20 protein-coding genes are annotated in these 19,998 nt (G+C 46.3%); 9 read left to right on the top strand and 11 right to left on the bottom strand.

The window, feature by feature from the left end; genetic code table 11:
- Nucleotides 1-96: 96 nt before the first annotated feature.
- Together OEU88_RS14330 and rnhB are read right to left on the bottom strand one after the other, a co-directional pair.
- Nucleotides 97-1,122 (bottom strand): site-specific DNA-methyltransferase, encoded by a 1,026-nt coding sequence (locus OEU88_RS14330; RefSeq protein ID WP_262695975.1) that lies wholly within the window; start codon nt 1,120-1,122, stop codon nt 97-99.
- 262 nt (nt 1,123-1,384) lie between these two features.
- A complete protein-coding gene (rnhB, locus tag OEU88_RS14325) occupies nt 1,385-2,047 on the bottom strand; it encodes a ribonuclease HII (protein WP_262695893.1) in 663 nt (220 codons plus the stop codon).
- Nucleotides 2,048-2,228: 181 nt separating this feature from the next.
- On the opposite strand from rnhB, the gene OEU88_RS14320 reads away from it, so the two are divergent.
- Nucleotides 2,229-3,209: a phosphotransferase family protein gene (locus OEU88_RS14320; protein WP_262695892.1), complete on the top strand. Its 981-nt coding sequence runs from the start codon at nt 2,229-2,231 to the stop codon at nt 3,207-3,209.
- Between the two features lie 3 nt (nt 3,210-3,212).
- Here the strand turns inward: OEU88_RS14320 and OEU88_RS14315 are convergent, their stop codons facing one another.
- Nucleotides 3,213-3,524 carry a hypothetical protein gene (locus tag OEU88_RS14315; RefSeq protein ID WP_262695891.1) on the bottom strand — a complete coding sequence of 104 codons (312 nt, stop codon included), beginning with the start codon at nt 3,522-3,524 and terminating at the stop codon, nt 3,213-3,215.
- Nucleotides 3,525-3,672: 148 nt separating this feature from the next.
- Between OEU88_RS14315 and OEU88_RS14310 the strand changes: the two genes are divergently transcribed.
- The gene (locus tag OEU88_RS14310) at nt 3,673-3,930 is read left to right on the top strand and encodes a hypothetical protein (protein ID WP_262695890.1); all 258 of its coding nucleotides are present in this window, start codon (nt 3,673-3,675) and stop codon (nt 3,928-3,930) included.
- A gap of 20 nt (nt 3,931-3,950) precedes the next feature.
- Here OEU88_RS14310 and OEU88_RS14305 read toward each other — a convergent pair whose 3' ends face one another.
- A complete protein-coding gene (locus OEU88_RS14305) occupies nt 3,951-4,088 on the bottom strand; it encodes a hypothetical protein (RefSeq protein ID WP_262695889.1) in 138 nt (45 codons plus the stop codon).
- A 161-nt stretch (nt 4,089-4,249) separates the two neighbouring features.
- Here OEU88_RS14305 and OEU88_RS14300 point away from each other — a divergent pair, with 161 nt between their 5' ends.
- A complete protein-coding gene (locus tag OEU88_RS14300) occupies nt 4,250-4,615 on the top strand; it encodes an NIPSNAP family protein (RefSeq protein ID WP_262695888.1) in 366 nt (121 codons plus the stop codon).
- Nucleotides 4,616-5,013: 398 nt separating this feature from the next.
- Here the strand turns inward: OEU88_RS14300 and OEU88_RS14295 are convergent, their stop codons facing one another.
- Nucleotides 5,014-5,157: a hypothetical protein gene (locus tag OEU88_RS14295; protein ID WP_262695887.1), complete on the bottom strand. Its 144-nt coding sequence runs from the start codon at nt 5,155-5,157 to the stop codon at nt 5,014-5,016.
- Nucleotides 5,158-5,429: 272 nt separating this feature from the next.
- Entirely contained in the window at nt 5,430-6,659 is a 1,230-nt protein-coding gene (locus tag OEU88_RS14290; RefSeq protein WP_262695886.1) for a DNA recombination protein RmuC, read from the bottom strand.
- 170 nt (nt 6,660-6,829) lie between these two features.
- Here OEU88_RS14290 and OEU88_RS14285 point away from each other — a divergent pair, with 170 nt between their 5' ends.
- On the top strand, nt 6,830-7,699 hold the full coding sequence (locus tag OEU88_RS14285) for a phytanoyl-CoA dioxygenase family protein (RefSeq protein ID WP_262695885.1): 870 nt from the start codon (nt 6,830-6,832) through the stop codon (nt 7,697-7,699).
- A gap of 63 nt (nt 7,700-7,762) precedes the next feature.
- Here the strand turns inward: OEU88_RS14285 and OEU88_RS14280 are convergent, their stop codons facing one another.
- Nucleotides 7,763-8,314: a glutathione peroxidase gene (locus OEU88_RS14280; protein ID WP_262695884.1), complete on the bottom strand. Its 552-nt coding sequence runs from the start codon at nt 8,312-8,314 to the stop codon at nt 7,763-7,765.
- 191 nt (nt 8,315-8,505) lie between these two features.
- On the opposite strand from OEU88_RS14280, the gene OEU88_RS14275 reads away from it, so the two are divergent.
- On the top strand, nt 8,506-9,609 hold the full coding sequence (locus OEU88_RS14275; protein ID WP_262695883.1) for an NADH:flavin oxidoreductase: 1,104 nt from the start codon (nt 8,506-8,508) through the stop codon (nt 9,607-9,609).
- A 73-nt stretch (nt 9,610-9,682) separates the two neighbouring features.
- Here OEU88_RS14275 and OEU88_RS14270 read toward each other — a convergent pair whose 3' ends face one another.
- Nucleotides 9,683-10,837: a PA0069 family radical SAM protein gene (locus OEU88_RS14270; protein WP_394805277.1), complete on the bottom strand. Its 1,155-nt coding sequence runs from the start codon at nt 10,835-10,837 to the stop codon at nt 9,683-9,685.
- Between the two features lie 159 nt (nt 10,838-10,996).
- Between OEU88_RS14270 and OEU88_RS14265 the strand changes: the two genes are divergently transcribed.
- The 4 genes from OEU88_RS14265 to OEU88_RS14250 all read left to right on the top strand — a co-directional run bounded on the left by OEU88_RS14265 (nt 10,997) and on the right by OEU88_RS14250 (nt 15,731).
- The gene (locus OEU88_RS14265; protein WP_262695881.1) at nt 10,997-11,278 is read left to right on the top strand and encodes a hypothetical protein; all 282 of its coding nucleotides are present in this window, start codon (nt 10,997-10,999) and stop codon (nt 11,276-11,278) included.
- A gap of 122 nt (nt 11,279-11,400) precedes the next feature.
- Complete coding sequence (locus tag OEU88_RS14260; RefSeq protein ID WP_262695880.1) at nt 11,401-13,524, top strand: TonB-dependent receptor; 2,124 nt, start codon at nt 11,401-11,403, stop codon at nt 13,522-13,524.
- A 97-nt stretch (nt 13,525-13,621) separates the two neighbouring features.
- On the top strand, nt 13,622-14,773 hold the full coding sequence (locus tag OEU88_RS14255) for an aminotransferase class I/II-fold pyridoxal phosphate-dependent enzyme (RefSeq protein WP_262695879.1): 1,152 nt from the start codon (nt 13,622-13,624) through the stop codon (nt 14,771-14,773).
- A gap of 13 nt (nt 14,774-14,786) precedes the next feature.
- Complete coding sequence (locus OEU88_RS14250; RefSeq protein WP_262695878.1) at nt 14,787-15,731, top strand: Rossmann-fold NAD(P)-binding domain-containing protein; 945 nt, start codon at nt 14,787-14,789, stop codon at nt 15,729-15,731.
- Between the two features lie 4 nt (nt 15,732-15,735).
- Here the strand turns inward: OEU88_RS14250 and OEU88_RS14245 are convergent, their stop codons facing one another.
- The 3 genes from OEU88_RS14245 to gcvPA all read right to left on the bottom strand — a co-directional run bounded on the left by OEU88_RS14245 (nt 15,736) and on the right by gcvPA (nt 19,938).
- Entirely contained in the window at nt 15,736-16,932 is a 1,197-nt protein-coding gene (locus tag OEU88_RS14245; protein WP_262695877.1) for an EAL domain-containing response regulator, read from the bottom strand.
- A gap of 100 nt (nt 16,933-17,032) precedes the next feature.
- The gene (gene gcvPB, locus OEU88_RS14240) at nt 17,033-18,589 is read right to left on the bottom strand and encodes an aminomethyl-transferring glycine dehydrogenase subunit GcvPB (protein ID WP_262695876.1); all 1,557 of its coding nucleotides are present in this window, start codon (nt 18,587-18,589) and stop codon (nt 17,033-17,035) included.
- Nucleotides 18,586-19,938, bottom strand: a complete 1,353-nt coding sequence (gene gcvPA / locus OEU88_RS14235; RefSeq protein ID WP_262695875.1) for an aminomethyl-transferring glycine dehydrogenase subunit GcvPA — start codon at nt 19,936-19,938, stop codon at nt 18,586-18,588. Before gcvPA ends, gcvPB begins: the two co-directional genes overlap by 4 nt.
- Between the last annotated feature and the right edge of the window lie 60 nt (nt 19,939-19,998).

The raw sequence follows: 19,998 nt of genomic DNA, 5'->3' as shown, positions 1-19,998 counted from the left end.
CGATAGGCTTACTTACACAAAAAAGGCGCCCCTCTCGGGCAAGAGGAGCGCCAACGGAGGAGCCTAAAACTAACGCTTCAGGCTCTTGGAATTGTCTTAATGCATTTCTGCCCTTACTTGCTGGCGAAACACATCAATTGGTACAAGCTGACCTTTGGTCTCAATATGCCAGAAAGTCCATCCGTTACAGGCTGGCGCACCTTGAACACTGGCACCAACCTGATGAATAGAACCCTTACCTTCACCAGCTATAAGCGTGCCATCAGTACGTACACGCGCTGCATGGTTGCGGCGACTATCATACAGTGTTGTACCGGGCTGAATCATACCGCGCTCAACAATGGTGCCAAATGGCACGCGCGGCGCACTACGTTTACTTTCTGTGTAACCAAGTGCTTCGTTATCCAGCTCTTCAACAGCAGCAATACGCTCCCTCGCCACCTTGATGTACGCACCTTCACGTTCGATACCAATGTAATTACGACCAAGCTTTTTAGCGACAGCGCCTGTCGTGCCTGTACCAAAGAATGGATCAAGAACAACATCCCCCGGTTTGGTAGAAGACATCAACACTCTGTACAGTAGCGATTCAGGTTTTTGTGTAGCATGTGCTTTTTTGTCACCTGACTTCAAACGCTCATGACCTGAGCATATTGGCAATGTCCAGTCAGAACGCATTTGCGTATCTTCATTCATTGCCTTCATGGCATTGTAGTTAAACGTATAGCCGCCTTTGTCTGCCGATTTAGCCGCCCAAATCAGTGTTTCGTGCGCATTGGTAAAACGCGTGCCACGGAAGTTTGGCATCGGGTTTGTCTTACGCCAGATAACATCGTTCAACACCCAGTACTCAAGGTTTTGAAGCGCTGTACCAACACGGAAAATGTTATGGTAAGAGCCGATCACCCAAATAGTGCCTGTATCTTTCAGAACACGCTTGGCAGCAGTGAGCCATTTATATGTAAACTCATCGTAGGCATTAAAACTGGCAAATTTATCCCAAGCATCATGCACGCCATCGACCTTGCTGTTGTCAGGCCGCGCCAAAGTATCCTTCAGCTGCATGTTGTATGGTGGGTCTGCAAAAATCACATCAACTGATTTTTCCGGCAGCGCATTCATTACCTCGATGCTGTCACCTTGAATAATGCGATTTAGTTTGTTTTTAAGTGTGCCCGTTGCTGCTGATTTCACAGCAGATTTCGCACGGCTTTTAGCCGCCGGCTTCGACGCTTTTACCATTAATTCTCTCCGTCCCTATGCACCGGAATGGCCTCTTTTGAAGCCTGATTTTAAAGATATTTCCGGTTAATTCGGATAGAATCATGAGTCGAAATCGAATCGAGGTCAAGCGATTCTTTTCTATGAATCAATAAGTTGTGCTTTATTCTTCATCTAAAATATCTCGAATCGGCTTAAATGATCGGCGATGATGAACGCTAACACCTACAAGCTTTAGTGCATCCAAATGTTTGGGGACACCATATCCTGCGTTTTGCACCCATCCGTAAGCAGGTTCTATTCTATCCAATCCAGCCATCAAACGATCACGAAAAACTTTTGCGATAATGCTCGCCGCAGCAATGGAAAGAGACTTTGCATCTCCTTTAACAAGTGTTTTGGTTCGCAAATCACCCAAATCAGGGTCACGGTTACCATCCACCAAAGCACCTTGTGGTTTTATGCTCAAACCATCAACAGCACGCCGCATCGCAAGCATGGATGCTTGCAATATGTTGATTTCATCAATTTCGGAAACTGAGGCTTCCGCAATACATACTGCAATTGCATGCTCATGGATAATATCAAACAAAGCTTCACGGCGTTTTTGAGTTAGCTTTTTACTGTCATTCAAACCGTCGGGTATATTTTCTGGGTCCAGAATAACGGCGGCAGCAACGACAGGGCCAGCTAATGGTCCTCGCCCAACCTCATCAACACCGCAAACCATTGATGTTTCGACATCACCAAGGTGTTCTCCAATCTCAATTTTTAGCGCCTGCTCATATTCGTAATTAGGTAACATTGGACCCGCACTATTTGCCATTTTCACATATCCATTATCGTAAAATACCGCGATATACTTGCAAGACTCACCAGTTTGTGAAAGAGCATGAACTTAAAATATAAGCCATGATGACCCATTTAGGTTATGGTGGCGACTTGGTTTTACGAGATAACATCATTTATGGGCTAACATTTTAATGTCATCTGAACCGGTAAAATTGATGCACGATCAACTCGGGCCTGCCTTAAGGCGGTTGGCGCCGAATGCCACATGGCATATGTCAGGGCCAATTGGTCGTGCACGTAAATGCAATATTTTCAAAATTACCAATAATCAAGACACACATACTTTAGCGCTTAAAGTTTACCGCGACGGCAAAACCAACGCGCGTGGTCCGCAAAATCAGTATGAAGCGCTACAACAGTTAGAAAGAACAAGTGGCAGTGCCGCGATTAATGCGCCGCGTGCGCATGCTTTCTTGCCAGATGTTAATGCTATCGTAATGGACTGGGTAGACGCACCACCACTGCGAAATGCCTTGTGGCGCAGTGCTTTTTCAAGCGAGGACAAGCTGGCGTATGTTAAGTCTGCCGCACAGTGGTTGCGCCGTTTTCATGAAAATAGCGGTATCGAGAACAAGCCATTTGATGCCACAGCGCTTTGCAACCAAATAGAAAACAGGCTTGAACAAAGTCCTGCAAGTGCTGTGGATATGAGAGATAGCGCCTTATTCAAAAGCGCTTATGAACGCCTTAAAACCATCGCCAGTACAAACTCGGTATTAGCGCCGCACGCCAAACTTCACGGCGACTTCACTCCCACCAACATACTCATTAAAGATAACGACGCTGTTGGCATTGATATATGGGGGGTTCGGTATGGCACAATATATGAAGATGTTGCGCGAATACTGACATATCTGGGCATCAATTCACCGTTTGCATTGAAGCGTTCAGTACTAATGAATGAAGACGACCCTACACCACTGTTTCATACATTTGCGCAAGGTTACGGTGCAGACTATATGCGCTGCGACGCATCAGCTCTATGGTTCTCATTACTCTATCAGCAATTGCGACGCTGGTTGGTGTTTCTGGATTGGAAAAAACAAGGACGATCTGCGATCAAGGCCAAACTTGAAATTGAACGCGTAAAACGCCTTGTTATACAATCGCTCAGGCAAATTGAAAAACTTGATTAACCTTCAGTAACCGCCCGACTTTTTTGCTTTGTCAGTCAGTCGCTTTTTACGTTCGGCTTCAATCGCTTCATATTTAGCATTGCTTGCTGCTACATCCAGTAAGTGACCTTGCTTTTGCAGGCATTCGTTAACACTTGCACGGTAATCAGGTCGTGGCCCAACAAACGATTTATGCGCATCATAACAAGCGTCTAAATCATCATTGAACGAACCTTTTATATCACCAACAGTAATCGGTACATACTCACCAGGTGCATAACCAGATGCACATGCGGTTACCAAAAACATAAAACAAATCGCCATTACATGTTTCATGAACAACCCTCAATTGCTGAATTGTTCATTATGATACTGACATTGCAGTATTAAGCAAATGTGGCTGCCATGGTTAAGCAATTTCAAGGCTAACCTTTAGTTAAAGTTTTCATCTTATTTTAGCTATTCGAATCACAAAGGGTGGAATATGGACGACACTATAAAATGGCTCACCACCATGTTTAATGCTGGCGGAACGGACATGGCGATTGCCATTGCAATCATGGTTGTTTCAGGCTTATTGCTAATAAGCTGGCTTCTGTTGCCGTTCGCTGTGTTCGGTATTAAATCGCGTATAGGTGCCTTAACCCGTGCCACTAACTACAACACTGCTGAAGTGCGTGCGCTTAGGAACGACAACGCCAAAGCGGCAAAGCGCAACCTCCGCGCGGAAGTTATGCGCTAATAAGTTACCGTTTACAGTTTTTAACTGAAGAGTTTTCTAACACCAGAAAACAGGCCCATACTCGTGCGAGCTTGAGGTGCTGAATAATATTCCCGTTGTCTGCGCACTTCTGCTTTAGTTACACCGTACGGGACTGGTTTATTGCTGCTGTCGTTCATTTTTATTATCCTCTTCGCATTTTTGCGATTTTATTATGTAATTAATGTAGGTACTTTCTCAGCGTATACAAGCCTTCCTCTTATAAATAATTGTGTTTAGTTTAAAAAATAAAATCAACGATTATTACAACAACAAAACCCCCGCGCAACAAGAGGCATTCATGTTTACATGCATTGTTAAGTACACAGTAATCCCTGAAAGATTGGATGATTTCAAAGAATATGGAACAGCATGGATTGCACTCGTAAAAAAATACGGTGGTATTCATCACGGATATTTCTACCCACCAGTAAAAAGTGAAAAAGCGAAGATACCTAGTGCCAGTTTTAGTTTTGGTGGATTAGGAATAGAAGGTGAAGCAAACACAGCTTTCGCGATTTTCAGCTTTGAGACCGAACAGACGTACGACGAATACCGCGACACCGTCGCAGATGACCCTGATTGCATATCGATCACAGCAAAATTTGAAAAAGCACCAAGCTATTCATCATATGATCGATGGTTTTTAACGCCGCAGTTCAAATAAGATAAACGTTAATACGCTAAAAGGCATCCTTGGGAGGGATGCCTTTTGCTTGGGTGGTTCATCGAAATCCCCTTGGGAGAAGGGACATACTCAGTACTACACAGATAGGCACTTTCTTTGATGGGGTACCTACCCGATTCTTCTGTAGCGGCGTTCTTGTATCCATGAAACATGAACGTTTTATGGCAGCAGCCGCTATGATTTTCACTTCGTTACGCCTAACCAAAACTATTATGTTCTTCAGGCGGTGGTTAATAAGAAGGCCGGGCCACATGCGGACACTAGGGGCTAGGGTCAGGGGCGTGGTTCACACATAAACCCGGCCAGAATCTGCAATCGTTATAGGGCTATAAGAGTTAAGCCGAGGCTTATCGTGCGAGTGCAGACCCAAACTGAATTTATGCCGCGATCAAATGGCGACGGCTGCGTTCTGCCCGACGGCGATGGCGCCGTGACCGTGCAGTTGGCTTACTGACATGCCTATCTGCTTCAGGTAGGTCAGCGGTGCCCGTTGCGGCACCATCAATAAAATTGGTAAACATTTTTCTGTCCTCGCATTTTGAACCCACATTTTATTTTTGTTTAAAGGTTCGGTTACTGTCGTTTGGTTTTATCTCGCTTTGTAGCCGCTGCTTGTTTTCAAGCTTATTTCGTTGCTACACCCTTAATTTAGGGAGTGCCCTCAATGAGTTCAATAGCACCCAGCGCATTTCACGCACGCTTCGCCGCAAAGACTGTCAAAAAGCTGCCACAATTGAATTTTGAAAATTCAGGAAATACGCCGGAAGTTATCTGTCGACCCCAGCCTGAGTTACTACTCAAGCAGTTCATTGGCAGCGCTGTCTTCAATTTCGTCAACAGTTTTAAGGGCACGCAGCATAACGTTTTTCCGCGTCTCCAGTTTATCGATATGATTTTCGAGCGCTTTAACATTTTTACCCATAAGGTTGATTTGTTCACCGTATTTCCCAAACTCACTTTTCACAGCGCCCAGCACTTTCCATACTTCCGCTGCATGCTCCTGCATTGCCATTTGCTGATATCCCATTCGGAATGTGGTCAATAACACCTGAAAATTTGTAGGCCCTGTGACAGTGATGTTAAAATCACGCTGTAAATTCTCAACAAAACCTGGGCTACGAAGCAACTCGGCATACAAACCTTCTGTCGGTAAAAACAGAATTGCCGTTGTTGTCGTGTATGGAGGATTGATATATTTTGTCGAAATATCTTTTGCAAAACCACGTATGCGGTTCATTAACGTTTTTTGCGTGGTGGCGATAGCATCAACATCTCCGGCCTCGACAGCTGACAGCAATCGCTCATAATCTTCAGTAGGAAACTTCGCATCTATTGGCAGATATACTTCACCTTCAGTGCCTGGCATACGAATGCCGTATTCAACGCGCTGCTGACCAGACGGTTTACCACAATCATAATTTTCTACATATTGGTTCGGCGTCAATACATCCTGAATAAGAAGGTCTAGCTGAACCTCCCCAAACGTACCGCGTGATTTCACATTGGTTAGAACCCGCTTCAGGTCGCCAACACCCGTTGCAAGGTTTTGCATTTCGCCGAGTCCGCGTTGCACAGCCTCTAGCCGTTCAGACACCGTTTTGAAACTTTCGCTCAAACGGCGCTCAAGCGTCGTCTGCAGTTTTTCGTCAACAGTCTTGCGCATCTCATCCAGCTTTTGACTGTTTTCTGCGCGAAGTTCCTTCATCTTCTCATCAAGTTTGGTGCGAAATTGCTCCTGCTGATTAGCTTGATCATGGCCCAACTTGCGTACCGTATCGGATAAGTGATTGATAGACTTGGCTACCTCTTCGCGGTTGTCTTTAAACTCGCTGCGTATCGTCTTTTCCCGTTCATCTGCTTGGCGGGAGAAGTGTGAGAGCAATGTTTGGATTTCAACCAGTCTTTGATCAACCTCTGAGCCGTTCATATTGCGCGATAGGCCTGCCAGTCGGAACAGAACAACTAGGCTAATCAACAACGCAACCGCGATACCGCCGATAACGATATATTCAAACAAAGACACTGGGACAAACCTCCATCACACAATCAATCATATGAGTAACCCGCTCCCGCGGCGACAGCAAGGCTTGACCGATCATTTATGCTATGATTGATTATTCGCATCAAAGGTTTGCCTTAATCAACCTCCGTCAGACAAACGTCTAATCGGCGGGCAACCTTTCGGAGATCACCATGATACCCCGTTTTAATGCTACTGCTTTCAGCGGTTTAACAACGGAAATGCACAAAGCCTTCACTACAAACGGTGTCTTGGTTTTGGACGAGCTGGTTAGCCACCAAGACTGCGACAGACTAAGACTACATATGAACACCATGATGCAGTCTTTTGATGCATCTGAACACAGCACCGTGTTTTCAACAAAGAGCGAAGCACATGCACAAGACGATTATTTCTTATCATCAGGCCACCAAACACGCTTCTTTTTCGAAGAAGAAGCCTTTGATAACAATGGTCAACTCACGCGCCCACTGCCAGAGGCAATTAACAAAGTTGGGCATGCAATGCATGACACCGATGACATTTTTGCGGGCTTTGCACGGCAACCTGCCTTTAAGACCATTGCTACAGAACTTGGTCTTGTTGACCCAAGACTTGCGCAGTCCATGTATATATTCAAGCAACCCGAGATTGGCGGTGAAGTTGGCTGCCATCAGGACGCAACATTTATTCGCACAGAACCAAATTCATGTCTTGGCTTTTGGGTAGCCCTTGAGGATGCAACAGAAGAAAATGGTTGTCTCTGGGGGATACCAGGAGGGCATTTAGGCGATCAACCCAAGTCACTCTTCATTCGTGAAGGCACACAAACGCGAACAGAAGTATTGGATGATACGCCGTATGAAGAGGACAAGTGTGTTCCCCTTCTCGCCCCTAAAGGAACTGTATTGGTATTTGGTGGATTGTTACCGCACATGTCGCGGGCCAATAGGTCAAGCAAGTCAAGACACGCCTATACACTACATGTGATAGACGGTGCGGCGCACTACCCTGAAAACAACTGGCTACAACGCCCTGCATCCATGCCATTTGGACGCTTTTAAAACAAAACGGCCACCCGAGGGCAGCCGTTTACATTCTAGATCAATCAGTACCTGAAACAGGGCTTACTGAAGCGCTTTGTCAATTGCAGCGCGAAGCTCAGGTGATTCCGGCGTTACATCGCTCGGGAAATAAGCAACAGGCTTACCATCAGGGCCGATCAGGTATTTGTGGAAGTTCCACTTCGGGCGCGATTCTTCACCTAACTCTTGAGCCAAGTAATCATATACCGGCGCATTTTTTTCGCCGCCTTTAACAACCATTTTCTTGGTCATCGGGAAATCAACCTGAAAGTTCACTTTACAGAAGTTTTTAATATTGCCTTCATTACCTGGCTCCTGATCACCAAAATCATTGGCAGGAACACCAAGAACAACAAGACCTTTGTCCTTATACTCGCCCCAGAGCGCCTGCAAGCCTTCATATTGCGGTGTGTAACCACAATATGATGCAGTATTCACCATCAACACGGCCTTACCTTCATAAGAAGACATTGGCAGATCAGTGTAGTCGATCGATTGAACTGTAAAATCATGGACAGACTTTTCATCAGCCGCTTGTGCAGCTGTAGCCCAAACTGCAGCAACAGCAATAGTCAGAAATTTCTTCAAAATCATTGGCTATACTCCCTAACGCCAAATTAAGTGGTAACCCAGCCAGTTCCACAAATTGATACGCTTATATATCACGTTTGGTTTCGAAAAATAGAGACATAACTCTAACGTGATCACTTGAAACATGGAAACTGTGACCTAGCTATCTGTGCTACGCAATGCCTCGCAGCATTGAGCACAATACAAGGATTATCATGTCACAGTCTGCTTTATTTCAACCTTTTCAATTAGGCCAACTTGAACTCAAAAACAGAGTGGTTATGGCTCCGATGACACGGTCTTTTTCACCGGGCAATATACCAAATGACAAAAACATCGCTTACTATAAGCGCCGCGCGGCTGGCGGTGTAGGCCTCATCGTGACTGAAGGCACCTGTGTTGGGCATAAAGCCGCCAATGGTTATCCAAATGTGCCATATATATACGGTAAAGAAGCACTTGAAGGCTGGCGCAAAGTAGTTGAAGCCGTGCACAGCGAAGGCGGTAAAATTATGCCGCAGCTATGGCACGTCGGTTCACTAAGGCGCGAAGGCATGGAACCAGAGCCAGAAGTACCGGGCTTTGGCCCATCAGGTCTTGTAAAGCCCGGCAAGAAACGCTGCCATGAAATGACCGAAAGTGACATTGCTGATGTGATTGCTGCATTTGCAAAAGCTGCCGCTGATTCTAAAGCAATAGGTTTTGACGGCGTCGAAATTCACGGAGCACATGGCTATCTGATTGATCAATTCTTCTGGGCTGATTTAAACGAACGGACAGACAAATGGGGCGGTGACCTTTTTAGCCGCACTCGGTTTGCAACTGAAATTATAAAAGCTATCCGCGCCGAAGTCGGACCTGACTTCCCAGTGATGCTTCGTTGGTCACAATGGAAACAACAGGAATATAGCGCTCGCCTTGCAACGTCACCGCAAGAACTTGAAGCGTTTACAACGCCGTTAGTGGATGCTGGCTTAGATATATTCCATTGCTCTACCCGCCGTTTTTGGGAGCCTGAATTTGAAGAAAGTGATCTCAATCTCGCAGGATGGGTTAAAAAGATTACCGGCAAGCCAACAATTACAGTTGGTAGCGTGGGTCTTGATGCCGCATTTGCAGAGGAAGGCCAAAGTGGCTTTTCAGAAGCAAAGCCAGCAAGCCTGGACAATCTCATTAGCCGTCTAGAAAACAATGAATTTGATCTTGTAGCAGTTGGCCGCGCACTTATCGCCAACCCAGATTGGGCTAACCAGATTGCTGCAGGCGATAACGTAGCCTTGCAATCCTACACTAAAGAGATGCTTACATCACTTGTATAAGAACGATAAGCTCCGAATATATTATGGGCTTTGCATACGGTATGCAGAGCCCTTTCTTTTATGTGGCAGACTTTTATGTAGCAGGCGTGAAATCAAATCCAAACTGCCCTCCCTGACCAACAGGTGGAATAAATAAATCAGTACGCAGTTTCATATGCCTCTCGTTCAAACGAAGGCGTGCACAGAGCTTTTGAAAGCGCAATTTCATCAAATCAGCCTCCACACCTTTGCCCTTCATGCGGTGTTTGAAGCGTGGGTCATTAAAACGCCCACCCCGCATTGCCACCAGTCTGTTTAAAACACGTGATTTACGGTCAGGGTAATGAACGCTCAGCCACTCCTCGAACAAATTAACAAGCTCGAGCGGCAACCGAAGTAAGATAAAAGCGGCTTCCCGCGCGCCAGCATGAGCAGCGGCAGCCAAAACTGCCTCCATCTCATGATCATTGATCGCGGGAATCACCGGTGCGAACATCATGCCCACGGGTACGCCTGCGTCTGCCATTAGCTTAATAGCATCTAGGCGCCTTTGTGGCATCGCAGCACGCGGCTCCAGTTTTCGGCAAAGGCCCCGATCAAGCGTAGTTACAGAAAGCGCCACCTTAACCAAACCCTTTTCAGCCATGGGCACAATGATATCCATATCACGTACAATCAGGCGTGATTTGGTCAGTATAGTCACGGGGTGGTTATGAGCTGCAAGTACCTCCAGTATCTGACGCGTAATTTCTCGCTGCTTTTCAATTGGCTGATACGGATCAGTATTCGTTCCCATAGCGATGGGAGCTACTTTATAATTTGGACGAGAAAGTTCTTCCTTAAGTAATTTTGCCGCATTTGGTTTAGCAAATAGCTTACTTTCAAAATCCAGCCCCGGAGAAAGCCCCATAAAACTGTGGCTAGGACGAGCAAAACAATAGACACAACCATGTTCACACCCACGGTATGGGTTAATCGAACGATCAAAGGGAATATCAGGAGACGAGTTTCGAGCAATGATGGTTTTAGCTTGTTCGTCAGTGACGCTCGTTTTCAAGCGTGGTTTTTCCATATCTGTCTCTGAAGACCATCCGTCACGGAAAGTACCGCGCTGCAATGTTTCAAACCGGCCGCTCCGGTTTGAAATTGTACCACGGCCCTTCTGCGGTTTATCTTCCCTCACCAACCATGGGGAGTGTTCGACCTGATCGGAATTTACCGAGGTATGCTTTGTAGAAAAATGTTCCATAATCGGGATAATATCATAAGAACAAAACAAGAACAATAGTAATGCAACAGACCTCTTGACGCCGTAACGTAACACTATTACATTCTCCTCCGCAGAAAGAGTGCTTGAAGCTTAAAGGCTATTTCCGGCACAATTTGGGGTTTCGCAGAAGTAATAACGATGAAAAATGCGTTTTGGTTATTCAAACTGGTAGGTATCTGTGCCTTTTTATGGGTGCAAGGCCTTCAGCTTGACCATAACGCTGATCAGTCACTAGACAATCAACATACCAATTGCCTCGTATGTAAAAGCGCTGGTGACCCAATGGCATCTGCTGATGCCGTGTTCATTGCAGAAAACATTGTCTATAATTCCAGACAAGCTCGCCTCTTAAGCCACGTAGCACCAGCAAATGCACCCGACCGTAGCCTGTTAACGCACGGCCCACCTGCCCTCATCTAAACTAACTACGCCTAAACAGAACATTCCTGTCCCGCGTAATACACACATTAATATGAATATAATCACATGCTTAGCGCCCTAAGGTGCTGCATGTGTATGTTAGTTTACACTAGGGTATCATCATGACTACTACGTCTGCATTTAAAAACACATATCGATTTAAAGCGCTTCTTTTGACAACAGTATTGGCCTCACAAAACGCATATGCCGCCGAGTTAGGGGCTCCGCCACATGAAAATGAGCTGGAAGAGATTATCGTTTCAGGCGCTTTCGAAGGCCGTAAAGTTGGCGAAACCATTCTTGGTTCAACCGTGCTGCGGCAGGAAGAGATTCTACGCCAACTAAGCGGCTCCATCGGCGAAACACTACGCCGTCAACCAGGTATTTCATCAACATTCTTCGGACCCGGTGCTTCACGGCCTATTATCAGGGGACTAGGCGGGGACCGCATTCGCGTTCTGGATAACGGTATTGGCTCTATTGATGCGTCATCAACAAGTCCTGACCACGCTGTTGCAGTAGAACCTGCACTTGCTGAGCGTATTGAAATTCTGCGTGGTACAGCCATGCTTGTTTATGGTAGCTCAGCGGCCGGCGGTGTTGTCAATGTGATCGACAATCGTATTCCAAACAGCGTACCCGAAGACGGTTTTGAAGGCGCAGTAAGATACGGCTACACAACTGTTGATGAAGGACACGAGCTATCTGGCTCATTCAATGCACTTATTGCTGATACAGGCAGCGCTCAAGTAGTACTGCACGGTGATATTTCATACCGCGACACAAATGATTACGACATCCCGGGCTTTGCAGAAAGTGCCCGTTTGCGTGCACTTGAAGAAGCTGAAGGCGGTGAAGAAGAGGAAGGCGAAGAAGAGGCGTTTGGCACTGTTGAAAACAGTGCTACAGAAACAACAGCCGGCTCTGGCGGTGTTGGCTTTATCTTCGAAAACGGCTTCTTTGGTTTTAATATTAGACAACTAGACAGCCTTTACGGCGTTCCAGGTGCTCATCACCATGAAGAAGGTGAAGAGGAGGAAGAAGGCGAAGAGGAAGAAGAAGTAGTTCGTATCGATCTCGATCAAACACGCTATGATTTTAACGGTGAACTGCGCGGCGACTTCGGCTTATTCTCGAAAGCTAAATTCCGGTTCGGCTACTCTGACTATACGCACACAGAACTTGAAGGTGACGAGGTAGGCACTGTTTTCTCTAACGAAGGCTACGAAGCACGTGCAGATTTTGTTGAAAACCACTCCGGCAACTGGGGTGGCTCTACAGGCTTTCAACTTCGTAGTCGTGATTTTTCGGCTATCGGCGCAGAAGCTTTTGTTCCACCGACAGACAGCACACAATTTGGTATTTATACTGTAAAAGAATACACATCAGGTCCATGGTTATATGAATTTGGCGGCCGGTATGAAAACACGTCTTATGACGTTACTAATCAAAATGTAGAACGCTCGTTCGATGGCTTTAGCGCCAGCGTCGGTGCCGGGTATGATATTAGTGAAGAGTCTTTCTTTGGTGTCACTTTGTTCAGAACTGAACGTGCGCCTTCTACAGAAGAACTATTCTCAAATGGCCCACACTTGGCAACGAACGCCTTCGAGGTCGGCGATCCAAATCTGGGTCTTGAAACTGCTCTCGGCCTTGAAGCAACATTCTCGCATTCAACTGACGACTTCAGCTTCATCGCCAATGTGTATTACACGAGCTATGATGACTTCATTTATGAAGTGGCGACAAGCGGTGAAGAAGATGGTCTTCCTATCTTTGAGTTCCGCGCCAACGATGCACAGATCTATGGTTTTGAAGCAAAAACAGAGCTCAAAATTGGAACATACGACACCGAGATGTTTGATGACGTCGATATCCACATCGACGGTCAAATTGACCTGATCAAGGCAGACCTGGATCGAGGCGGTAATGACAATATCCCACGTTTACCTCCGCTAACGTTCCTTGTTGGCCTTGAGGCAAATGCTTCATTGTTTGACTTCAGAACAGAACTGGAATTTGCAGGTAGTCAGAATAATGTTTCTGATGTTGAGTTACCGACAGATAGTTATGCATTCTGGAATGTGTATTTGACTTTCCATCCATTCGAAAATTCAAATTACTCGTTTGAGCTACGTGGTAGTAATCTTAATGATGCAACAGGGCGGCAACACGCAAGCTTCCTGAAAGATGTTGCACCACTACCAGGCCGGAATATCAGAGCATCTTTCCGCGCACAATTTTAGGCGACAACGCCTCTAAATAAAGAGAAAATGAGCTGCATACTGTGGCTCATTTTCTACTCTCAGGATTTTTTGCTGTCGTTTTTTGTTTCGACCTATAATGTTAAAGCATTCTGAAACAACAAACTGGTGGGGCAAAATGGAAATCATTGAATTTGGTCTTGAGCGTATTCAATCACTCTATGAAAACACTGTTGAATATAATTTATCAGACAGTGGTGTTCACCCATACTCTCTCAGGGAGTTTCTAACACCTGATCAGATTGAAGAAATGCTTGATCTGGAAATCGGATATGGCTGGACTAATGGCACCGTTGAGCTTCGCAATTCCATTGCGCGCCTCTACAAAGGTAGAAATCAAGACAATGTCATTGTGACAAATGGTTCTGCTGAAGCTAACTTTTTGATGGTTATGTCACTCCTTAATCCTGGTGATGAATTGATCGTTTTTGTTCCCAACTATTTGCAAATTTGGGGTTGGGCAAAGTCATTAGGTATCAAAGTTGTAGAGGTTGAGCTGCGTGAAGACCAGAGCTGGCAACCAGATCTGGACGAACTTGCAAAAGCCGTTACACTCAAAACAAAAATGATAACGATTTGCCACCCTAACAATCCAAGTGGCAGCATTATGGACGAGGCGTCCATGATAAAGTTGGTTGAGTTTGCAAGGTCTCGTGACCTCTATCTGCACGGTGATGAGGTATACAAGGGATCGGAACTCAGCGGTGTTGAAAGCCCAAGTTTTGCAGACCTTTACGACAAGGCTATCGTAACATCAGGCTTATCAAAAGCATTGGCATTACCAGGCCTGCGCATCGGGTGGCTGGTTGGGCCAACGGACTTCATCTATAAAGCTTGGCAGTGCAAGGATTATACTTCGATTACCACCAACACTGTTAGCGAATATGTTGCTGACATTGCCTTGCAACCTCAAAAACGCGCTGAAATTTTGAGCCGCAGCAGACGTATCCTTAACGAAAATGTTGCGTTGCTAGGAGGCTGGCTCGAAACAAATGCCAATCTGTTTTCAAGCATTTTGCCTAAAGCTGGCGGCATGGCCTTTGTCCGCTATAATATGGATATAAACTCCACTGACTTGGTCCACAAACTACGCGAAGAACGCAGCATTATGTTGGTTCCGGGCGATGTGTATGGCAAAGATGGCTATATTCGCCTTGGCGTTGGTGCGCCCAAAGATCACATAGAAGCAGGACTTTCGCACTTGTCCGATTTTGCTCGCTCCAATTTCTGATTTATCACAGCCAATGCAGATATTTAACAAAACACAAATCGAAGCAGTCCTGTCACGTGATTTGCTTACTGATGCCGTAGCAAATGCTTTTGTCGCTTTCTCTAAAGGTAGGGTGACCATTCCGCCCGTGGGTTATTTACCTTTTACTGAACCATCAGGTGATATGCATATAAAATACGGGCATATCAAAGGTGATCCAGTATTTGTCGTGAAACTAGCAACGGGCTTCTACGATAATCCAAAACTTGGTCTGCCAAGCAGTAACGGTCTTATGCTTGTACTTTCTGCAGAAACCGGTGTTCCGCTGGCATTATTGCAAGATGAGGGCTTTTTAACCGATAGCCGCACTGCAGCAGCTGGAGCCATTGCCTCTAAGGCACTTGCACCACAAGGCGCCAAACATATTGGCATTGTTGGTACTGGGATACAGGCGCGTATGCAGCTTATGTATCATCGCAGTTTGATGCCTATTGCCAAAGTGTCTGTCTTTGGGCGCAACACTGACGCCGCGGCACTTTTTGCTAAAGATATGCAACAAAAAGGAATTGATGTCTGTCAGCTTGATAGCATTGAAGAACTGTGTGCAAACGCCAACATCATTATTACAACAACACCTGCAACAAGCCCTTTGATCATGTCAAGCTGGGTAAACGGTGGCACGCACATCACAGCAGTTGGCGCAGATGCGCCCGGCAAACAGGAAATTGACAACAACATATTTGAACGCGTTGCATTTACTGTTTTTGATTCCAAGGAACAATGCTTGCATCACGGTGAAACCTGCCATGCTTCTGTTGTATTTGATGACAGAAACTCTGCGGAACTTGGTGCGCTTATTGACAATCCAGCACTATATAAACGTGCAGACCAAGACATTACGGTAGCCGACCTAACTGGTATCGCGGCACAAGATATTGCCGCTGCCAAAATAGTATGGAATGCATTGAAAAGCGGATAAGACGTCAGGTCAAACCCGGTATGGTAATAACCCCGTCTTTATAGTCTTCTATCCAGATCAAAAATTCGCTGGAAGACATAGGCTTGCCGATAAAATAGCCCTGTGCAGTATCAACACCCATGCGCTTGGACATTGTCAATTGCGCTTCAGATTCGATACCTTCAACCGTGCAATTTAACTTAAGCTTGTGCGCCAATTCTACAGCCGTCTCAAAGATTATCTGCGCTGTCTCATCTTCAGCGGCACGCGAGAGAAAATCCCGGTCAATAACCAACTCATCAAATGGAATAGCCTTCAATCGTAACAAAGGGGCAAAACCTGTACCAAAGTCATCAAGCGCTAACCCAAAGCCACGCGCATGAAGCCGCGACAAATTTTCAAGAGGCACGCGCTCATCAACTTCAAAATCAGACTCGGTAATCTCAAGCCGCACCATAGAAGGCTCCACACCGAATTGTTCGGCCAAGCCAGTGACGACATCTGCAAAATCGGGTTTTCGTAAGTTCTCGCTGGATGTATTGATCGACAACGGAACATCCTGTCCCTCTCGGCGCCATTTGCCTTGCTGTTGCAGCGCCAACTCAAGCATGCGGTATGTCAAAACATCCATATAACCTTTTTCGCGTGCAACTTTAATAACGGCGCCTGCCCCCAGCAAACCACCCCCGGGTGCACTCCAGCGCGCGAAAGCTTCTGCACCCATCATCTTGCCTGTTTTCAAGTTTATTTTAGGTTGAAACACTGGTGACAAACCATCTGTCATGAGGCCGCGCATAAACTCTGTTTCAACAATGCCCGTTTCTGACGCCTGCCCATCAGAACCACCAAGGTTAGCAACTTCACTTAAGGCAGACAGCAAAAGTTCACCGTCTATCGGCGCAGACAAAACACCCAGAAGATTGACGCTGTATGCCATTGCTTGATCCCGGATTTCCTGACGCAAACGCGGATCTTCATCTGCCACCAGGATAACCGATGGGCGACGTTCCAGTTCAGATACATATTTAATGAGGTCAAAACCGCTAAAATCCGCAGTACGATTATTAGCGATAACTACGTCGAAACTCTCGGTATTCAGCACATCCAGCGCCTGCATGCCGCCAGCAACACCTGAGACAAAAAAGTCCGAAGATACCAGGTAGCTTGATAGTTTGTCTTTCAAGCTTGCTGTGTCATCAACAGTGAGAATGCGTTTAGTCACGCAGGCTTCCTTCCAAATGAACTACCTGCGCTAACGTGTAGCGCAGGCCTCACAATGAATAAAACCAAATGCGTTAATAAAGCTTTAACTATAACAATCTCTATTCCGCAGCTTCAGTAAAACGCAGCACAGGACGACGAGCGGCTTGTGTTTCATCGAGGCGCTTCCACGGCGCAAAGTAAGGCGCACCTTCAAATCGCTCCGTTTCTTTGCGCTTTGCCGTTTCAGCAAGTCCACGCATCGAACGGATAAACTGATCCATGTTGTATTTAGACTCTGTTTCCGTTGGCTCAATCAACATGGCACCGTGTACTACCAGCGGGAAATACATCGTCATCGGATGATATCCTTCATCAATCATCGCTTTGGCAAAATCAAGCGTCGTAACGCCAGTATCTTTTAGGAAACGATCATCAAACAAAGCTTCATGCATGCATGGACCTTCAAACGAGGCAGACATTACATCTCCGAGAGAAGCAAGCACATAGTTTGCATTTAACACAGCGTCTTCTGATGCTTGCTTCAGCCCATCAGACCCATGACTCATCATATAAGATAGCGCCCTCACATACATGCCCATTTGGCCATGGAATGCTGTCAAACGCCCAAGTGACTTGTCACCATCTTCAGGCCATTCATGCAACCGTTTGCCATCTGCGGTTTGTTTTACATATGGCAGCGGTGCAAAATCTTTAAGTGCATCAGAGAAAACAACCGGCCCTGACCCTGGGCCGCCACCGCCGTGCGGCGTAGAAAACGTTTTGTGCAAATTCAGGTGCATCGCATCAACACCCAAGTCACCAGGGCGTGCTTTACCCATAATCGCATTAAAGTTTGCACCATCACAGTAGAAGAACGCACCTGCCGCATGAATTGCGTCGGCTATTTCCTTAACTTCCGTCTCAAACAAGCCGCACGTATTTGGGTTTGTGATCATTACGGCTGCAACAGTATCATCTAATGATTCTCTCAACGCCTCAAGATCAACGCGTCCATTTTCACGGCCCGGTATTGATTTCACTTTGTAGCCACAAAACGCTGCGGTCGCCGGATTGGTACCATGTGCGCTTTCAGGGCATAGAATAACCTCACGTGCATCGCCGCGCGCCTCAAGTGCAGCACGAATAGCCATCACACCGCATAACTCACCGTGCGCACCTGCCTTGGGAGACATGGCGACAGCAGGCATACCTGTTATCGTCATGATCCAATGACTTAATTCCTCAATTAACCCAAGTGCACCCTGTACTGTTGATTCTGGCTGTAGTGGGTGAATATCCCCAAATCCCGGAAGGCGTGCCATTTTCTCGTTCAGTCGTGGATTATGCTTCATGGTACATGAGCCGAGCGGAAAAACGCCCATATCAATGCCGTAATTCCGGCGCGACAACCGCGTGAAATGGCGCACAGTGTCAGGCTCGGCCAATCCAGGGCAACCAATTTCTGTACTGCGCTCCAAACCACCGAGTGCCATTTCGAAATCGTCAACTTCAGCAACGTCAACACCCGTTGTATCGGTTGAGCCCAGTTCAAAAATTAATGGCTCATCGAGACGCAAGCCTTGGTGCCCAGAAAAGCTTTCAAATACTGGTTTCATTTCCTGCATATCTGACGCTTCAACCAGCGCAGTTGGGCGCCCTTGTGTATTCATGCTCATTGAACCGCCTCCGTCAAGTTAGACACTAATGCCTGAATATCTTCTTCGGTAACTACCTCGGTGACAGCAACAATAAGCATGTTTGCATGCTCATCGCCGGGATAAAGCCGAGACATAGGCACACCCGCAAGCACGCCAGCTTCAGCAAGTTTCTCAACCACAGGCGCAGCATCTTTAGGTAAGCGGACAGTAAACTCATTAAAGAATGTTTTGTTGAGAACCTCAACGCCATCAATTTTCTTTAACGCATCTCTTACAGTAACAGCATTGCGATGGTTTACTTTGGCTACAGCACGAATACCTTTCTCACCAAGCAATGTCATATGAATGGTAAACGCCAACGCACAAAGACCAGAGTTTGTACATATATTAGATGTCGCTTTCTCACGGCGAATATGCTGTTCACGCGTAGAAAGCGTCAGCACAAACCCTCGTGTGCCTTCCGCATCAACAGTTTCACCGCACAGGCGACCCGGCATTTGCCGGACATATTTTTGATTGGTTGCAAACAAACCCAGATACGGTCCCCCAAAGGTTAGACCATTACCTATTGATTGACCTTCGCCAACAACAATATCCGCGCCCATCTCGCCAGGGCTTTTTATCAGCCCAAGTGACATGACTTCTGTCACAACAACAATCAACAAAGCCTTATTTGCATGTGCCGCTTCTGCAACTGCACTAAGATCAAGAACATTACCGTTAATGCCTGGGTTTTGTACAACCACACAGCTTGTATTCGCATCAATAGCATCAATTGCGGCCTGTAGTTCAGCTTCTGCGTCCATTGGATTAGGTGCAAGTGTTACGATTTCATCGTCAGTGTACTGTGTCGTTGTTTCAACCACAGCACGGTAATGAGGATGTAAGCTACCAGCCATAACAGCCCGTTTTTTACGTGTTACACGCCGTGCCATCATCACAGCCTCAGCAGTGGCTGTTGAACCATCATACATGCTGGCATTTGCTACATCCATGCCTGTCAGTTGTGCGACTTGGGTCTGGAATTCAAACAGGTACTGAAGCGTCCCTTGAGCAATTTCCGGCTGATAAGGCGTGTATGCGGTCAAGAACTCACCGCGCTGTATCATGTGATCAACTGTTGCTGGCACATGGTGCTTGTATGCGCCCGCTCCAACAAAGAAAGGAACTGATCCAGCATGAGTGTTTTTAGCCGCTAACCGTGAAAGATATCGCTCAACAGCCATTTCACTCTGGTGTTTTGGCAAATCAATTTCCGGGTTCAAATCTTCTTTGGGAACATCCTTAAAGAGATCATCGATATGAGATACACCAATTTTAGCCAACATGGCCTGTCGGTCATCATTAGTAAGCGGTAGATAACGCATGCGCGCGCTCCTTGGTCACACGAATTTGTGCCTTCTTGGCTATCACGACAAGAACACACA

The organism is Kordiimonas aquimaris (assembly GCF_025574485.1).
In the GTDB taxonomy this organism is placed as follows: Bacteria; Pseudomonadota; Alphaproteobacteria; order Sphingomonadales; family Kordiimonadaceae; genus Kordiimonas; species Kordiimonas aquimaris.
This window is presented reverse-complemented; position numbering and strand designations above follow the sequence as displayed.

Bases quoted from the DNA above. Each gene is read 5' to 3' on its own strand.
- rnhB (WP_262695893.1), bottom strand. From the start codon at position 2,047: ATGGCAAATAGTGCGGGTCCAATGTTACCTAATTACGAATATGAGCAG.
- OEU88_RS14315 (WP_262695891.1), bottom strand. From the start codon at position 3,524: ATGAAACATGTAATGGCGATTTGTTTTATGTTTTTGGTAACCGCATGT.
- OEU88_RS14255 (WP_262695879.1), top strand. From the start codon at position 13,622: ATGTTAAAGCATTCTGAAACAACAAACTGGTGGGGCAAAATGGAAATC.
- OEU88_RS14250 (WP_262695878.1), top strand. From the start codon at position 14,787: ATGCAGATATTTAACAAAACACAAATCGAAGCAGTCCTGTCACGTGAT.
- OEU88_RS14330 (WP_262695975.1), bottom strand. From the start codon at position 1,122: ATGAATGCGCTGCCGGAAAAATCAGTTGATGTGATTTTTGCAGACCCA.
- OEU88_RS14275 (WP_262695883.1), top strand. From the start codon at position 8,506: ATGTCACAGTCTGCTTTATTTCAACCTTTTCAATTAGGCCAACTTGAA.
- gcvPA (WP_262695875.1), bottom strand. From the start codon at position 19,938: ATGCGTTATCTACCGCTTACTAATGATGACCGACAGGCCATGTTGGCT.
- OEU88_RS14260 (WP_262695880.1), top strand. From the start codon at position 11,401: ATGACTACTACGTCTGCATTTAAAAACACATATCGATTTAAAGCGCTT.
- OEU88_RS14280 (WP_262695884.1), bottom strand. From the start codon at position 8,314: ATGATTTTGAAGAAATTTCTGACTATTGCTGTTGCTGCAGTTTGGGCT.
- OEU88_RS14285 (WP_262695885.1), top strand. From the start codon at position 6,830: ATGATACCCCGTTTTAATGCTACTGCTTTCAGCGGTTTAACAACGGAA.
- OEU88_RS14300 (WP_262695888.1), top strand. From the start codon at position 4,250: ATGTTTACATGCATTGTTAAGTACACAGTAATCCCTGAAAGATTGGAT.
- OEU88_RS14320 (WP_262695892.1), top strand. From the start codon at position 2,229: ATGCACGATCAACTCGGGCCTGCCTTAAGGCGGTTGGCGCCGAATGCC.
- OEU88_RS14295 (WP_262695887.1), bottom strand. From the start codon at position 5,157: ATGTTTACCAATTTTATTGATGGTGCCGCAACGGGCACCGCTGACCTA.
- gcvPB (WP_262695876.1), bottom strand. From the start codon at position 18,589: ATGAGCATGAATACACAAGGGCGCCCAACTGCGCTGGTTGAAGCGTCA.
- OEU88_RS14265 (WP_262695881.1), top strand. From the start codon at position 10,997: ATGAAAAATGCGTTTTGGTTATTCAAACTGGTAGGTATCTGTGCCTTT.
- OEU88_RS14270 (WP_394805277.1), bottom strand. From the start codon at position 10,837: ATGGAACATTTTTCTACAAAGCATACCTCGGTAAATTCCGATCAGGTC.
- OEU88_RS14310 (WP_262695890.1), top strand. From the start codon at position 3,673: ATGGACGACACTATAAAATGGCTCACCACCATGTTTAATGCTGGCGGA.
- OEU88_RS14305 (WP_262695889.1), bottom strand. From the start codon at position 4,088: ATGAACGACAGCAGCAATAAACCAGTCCCGTACGGTGTAACTAAAGCA.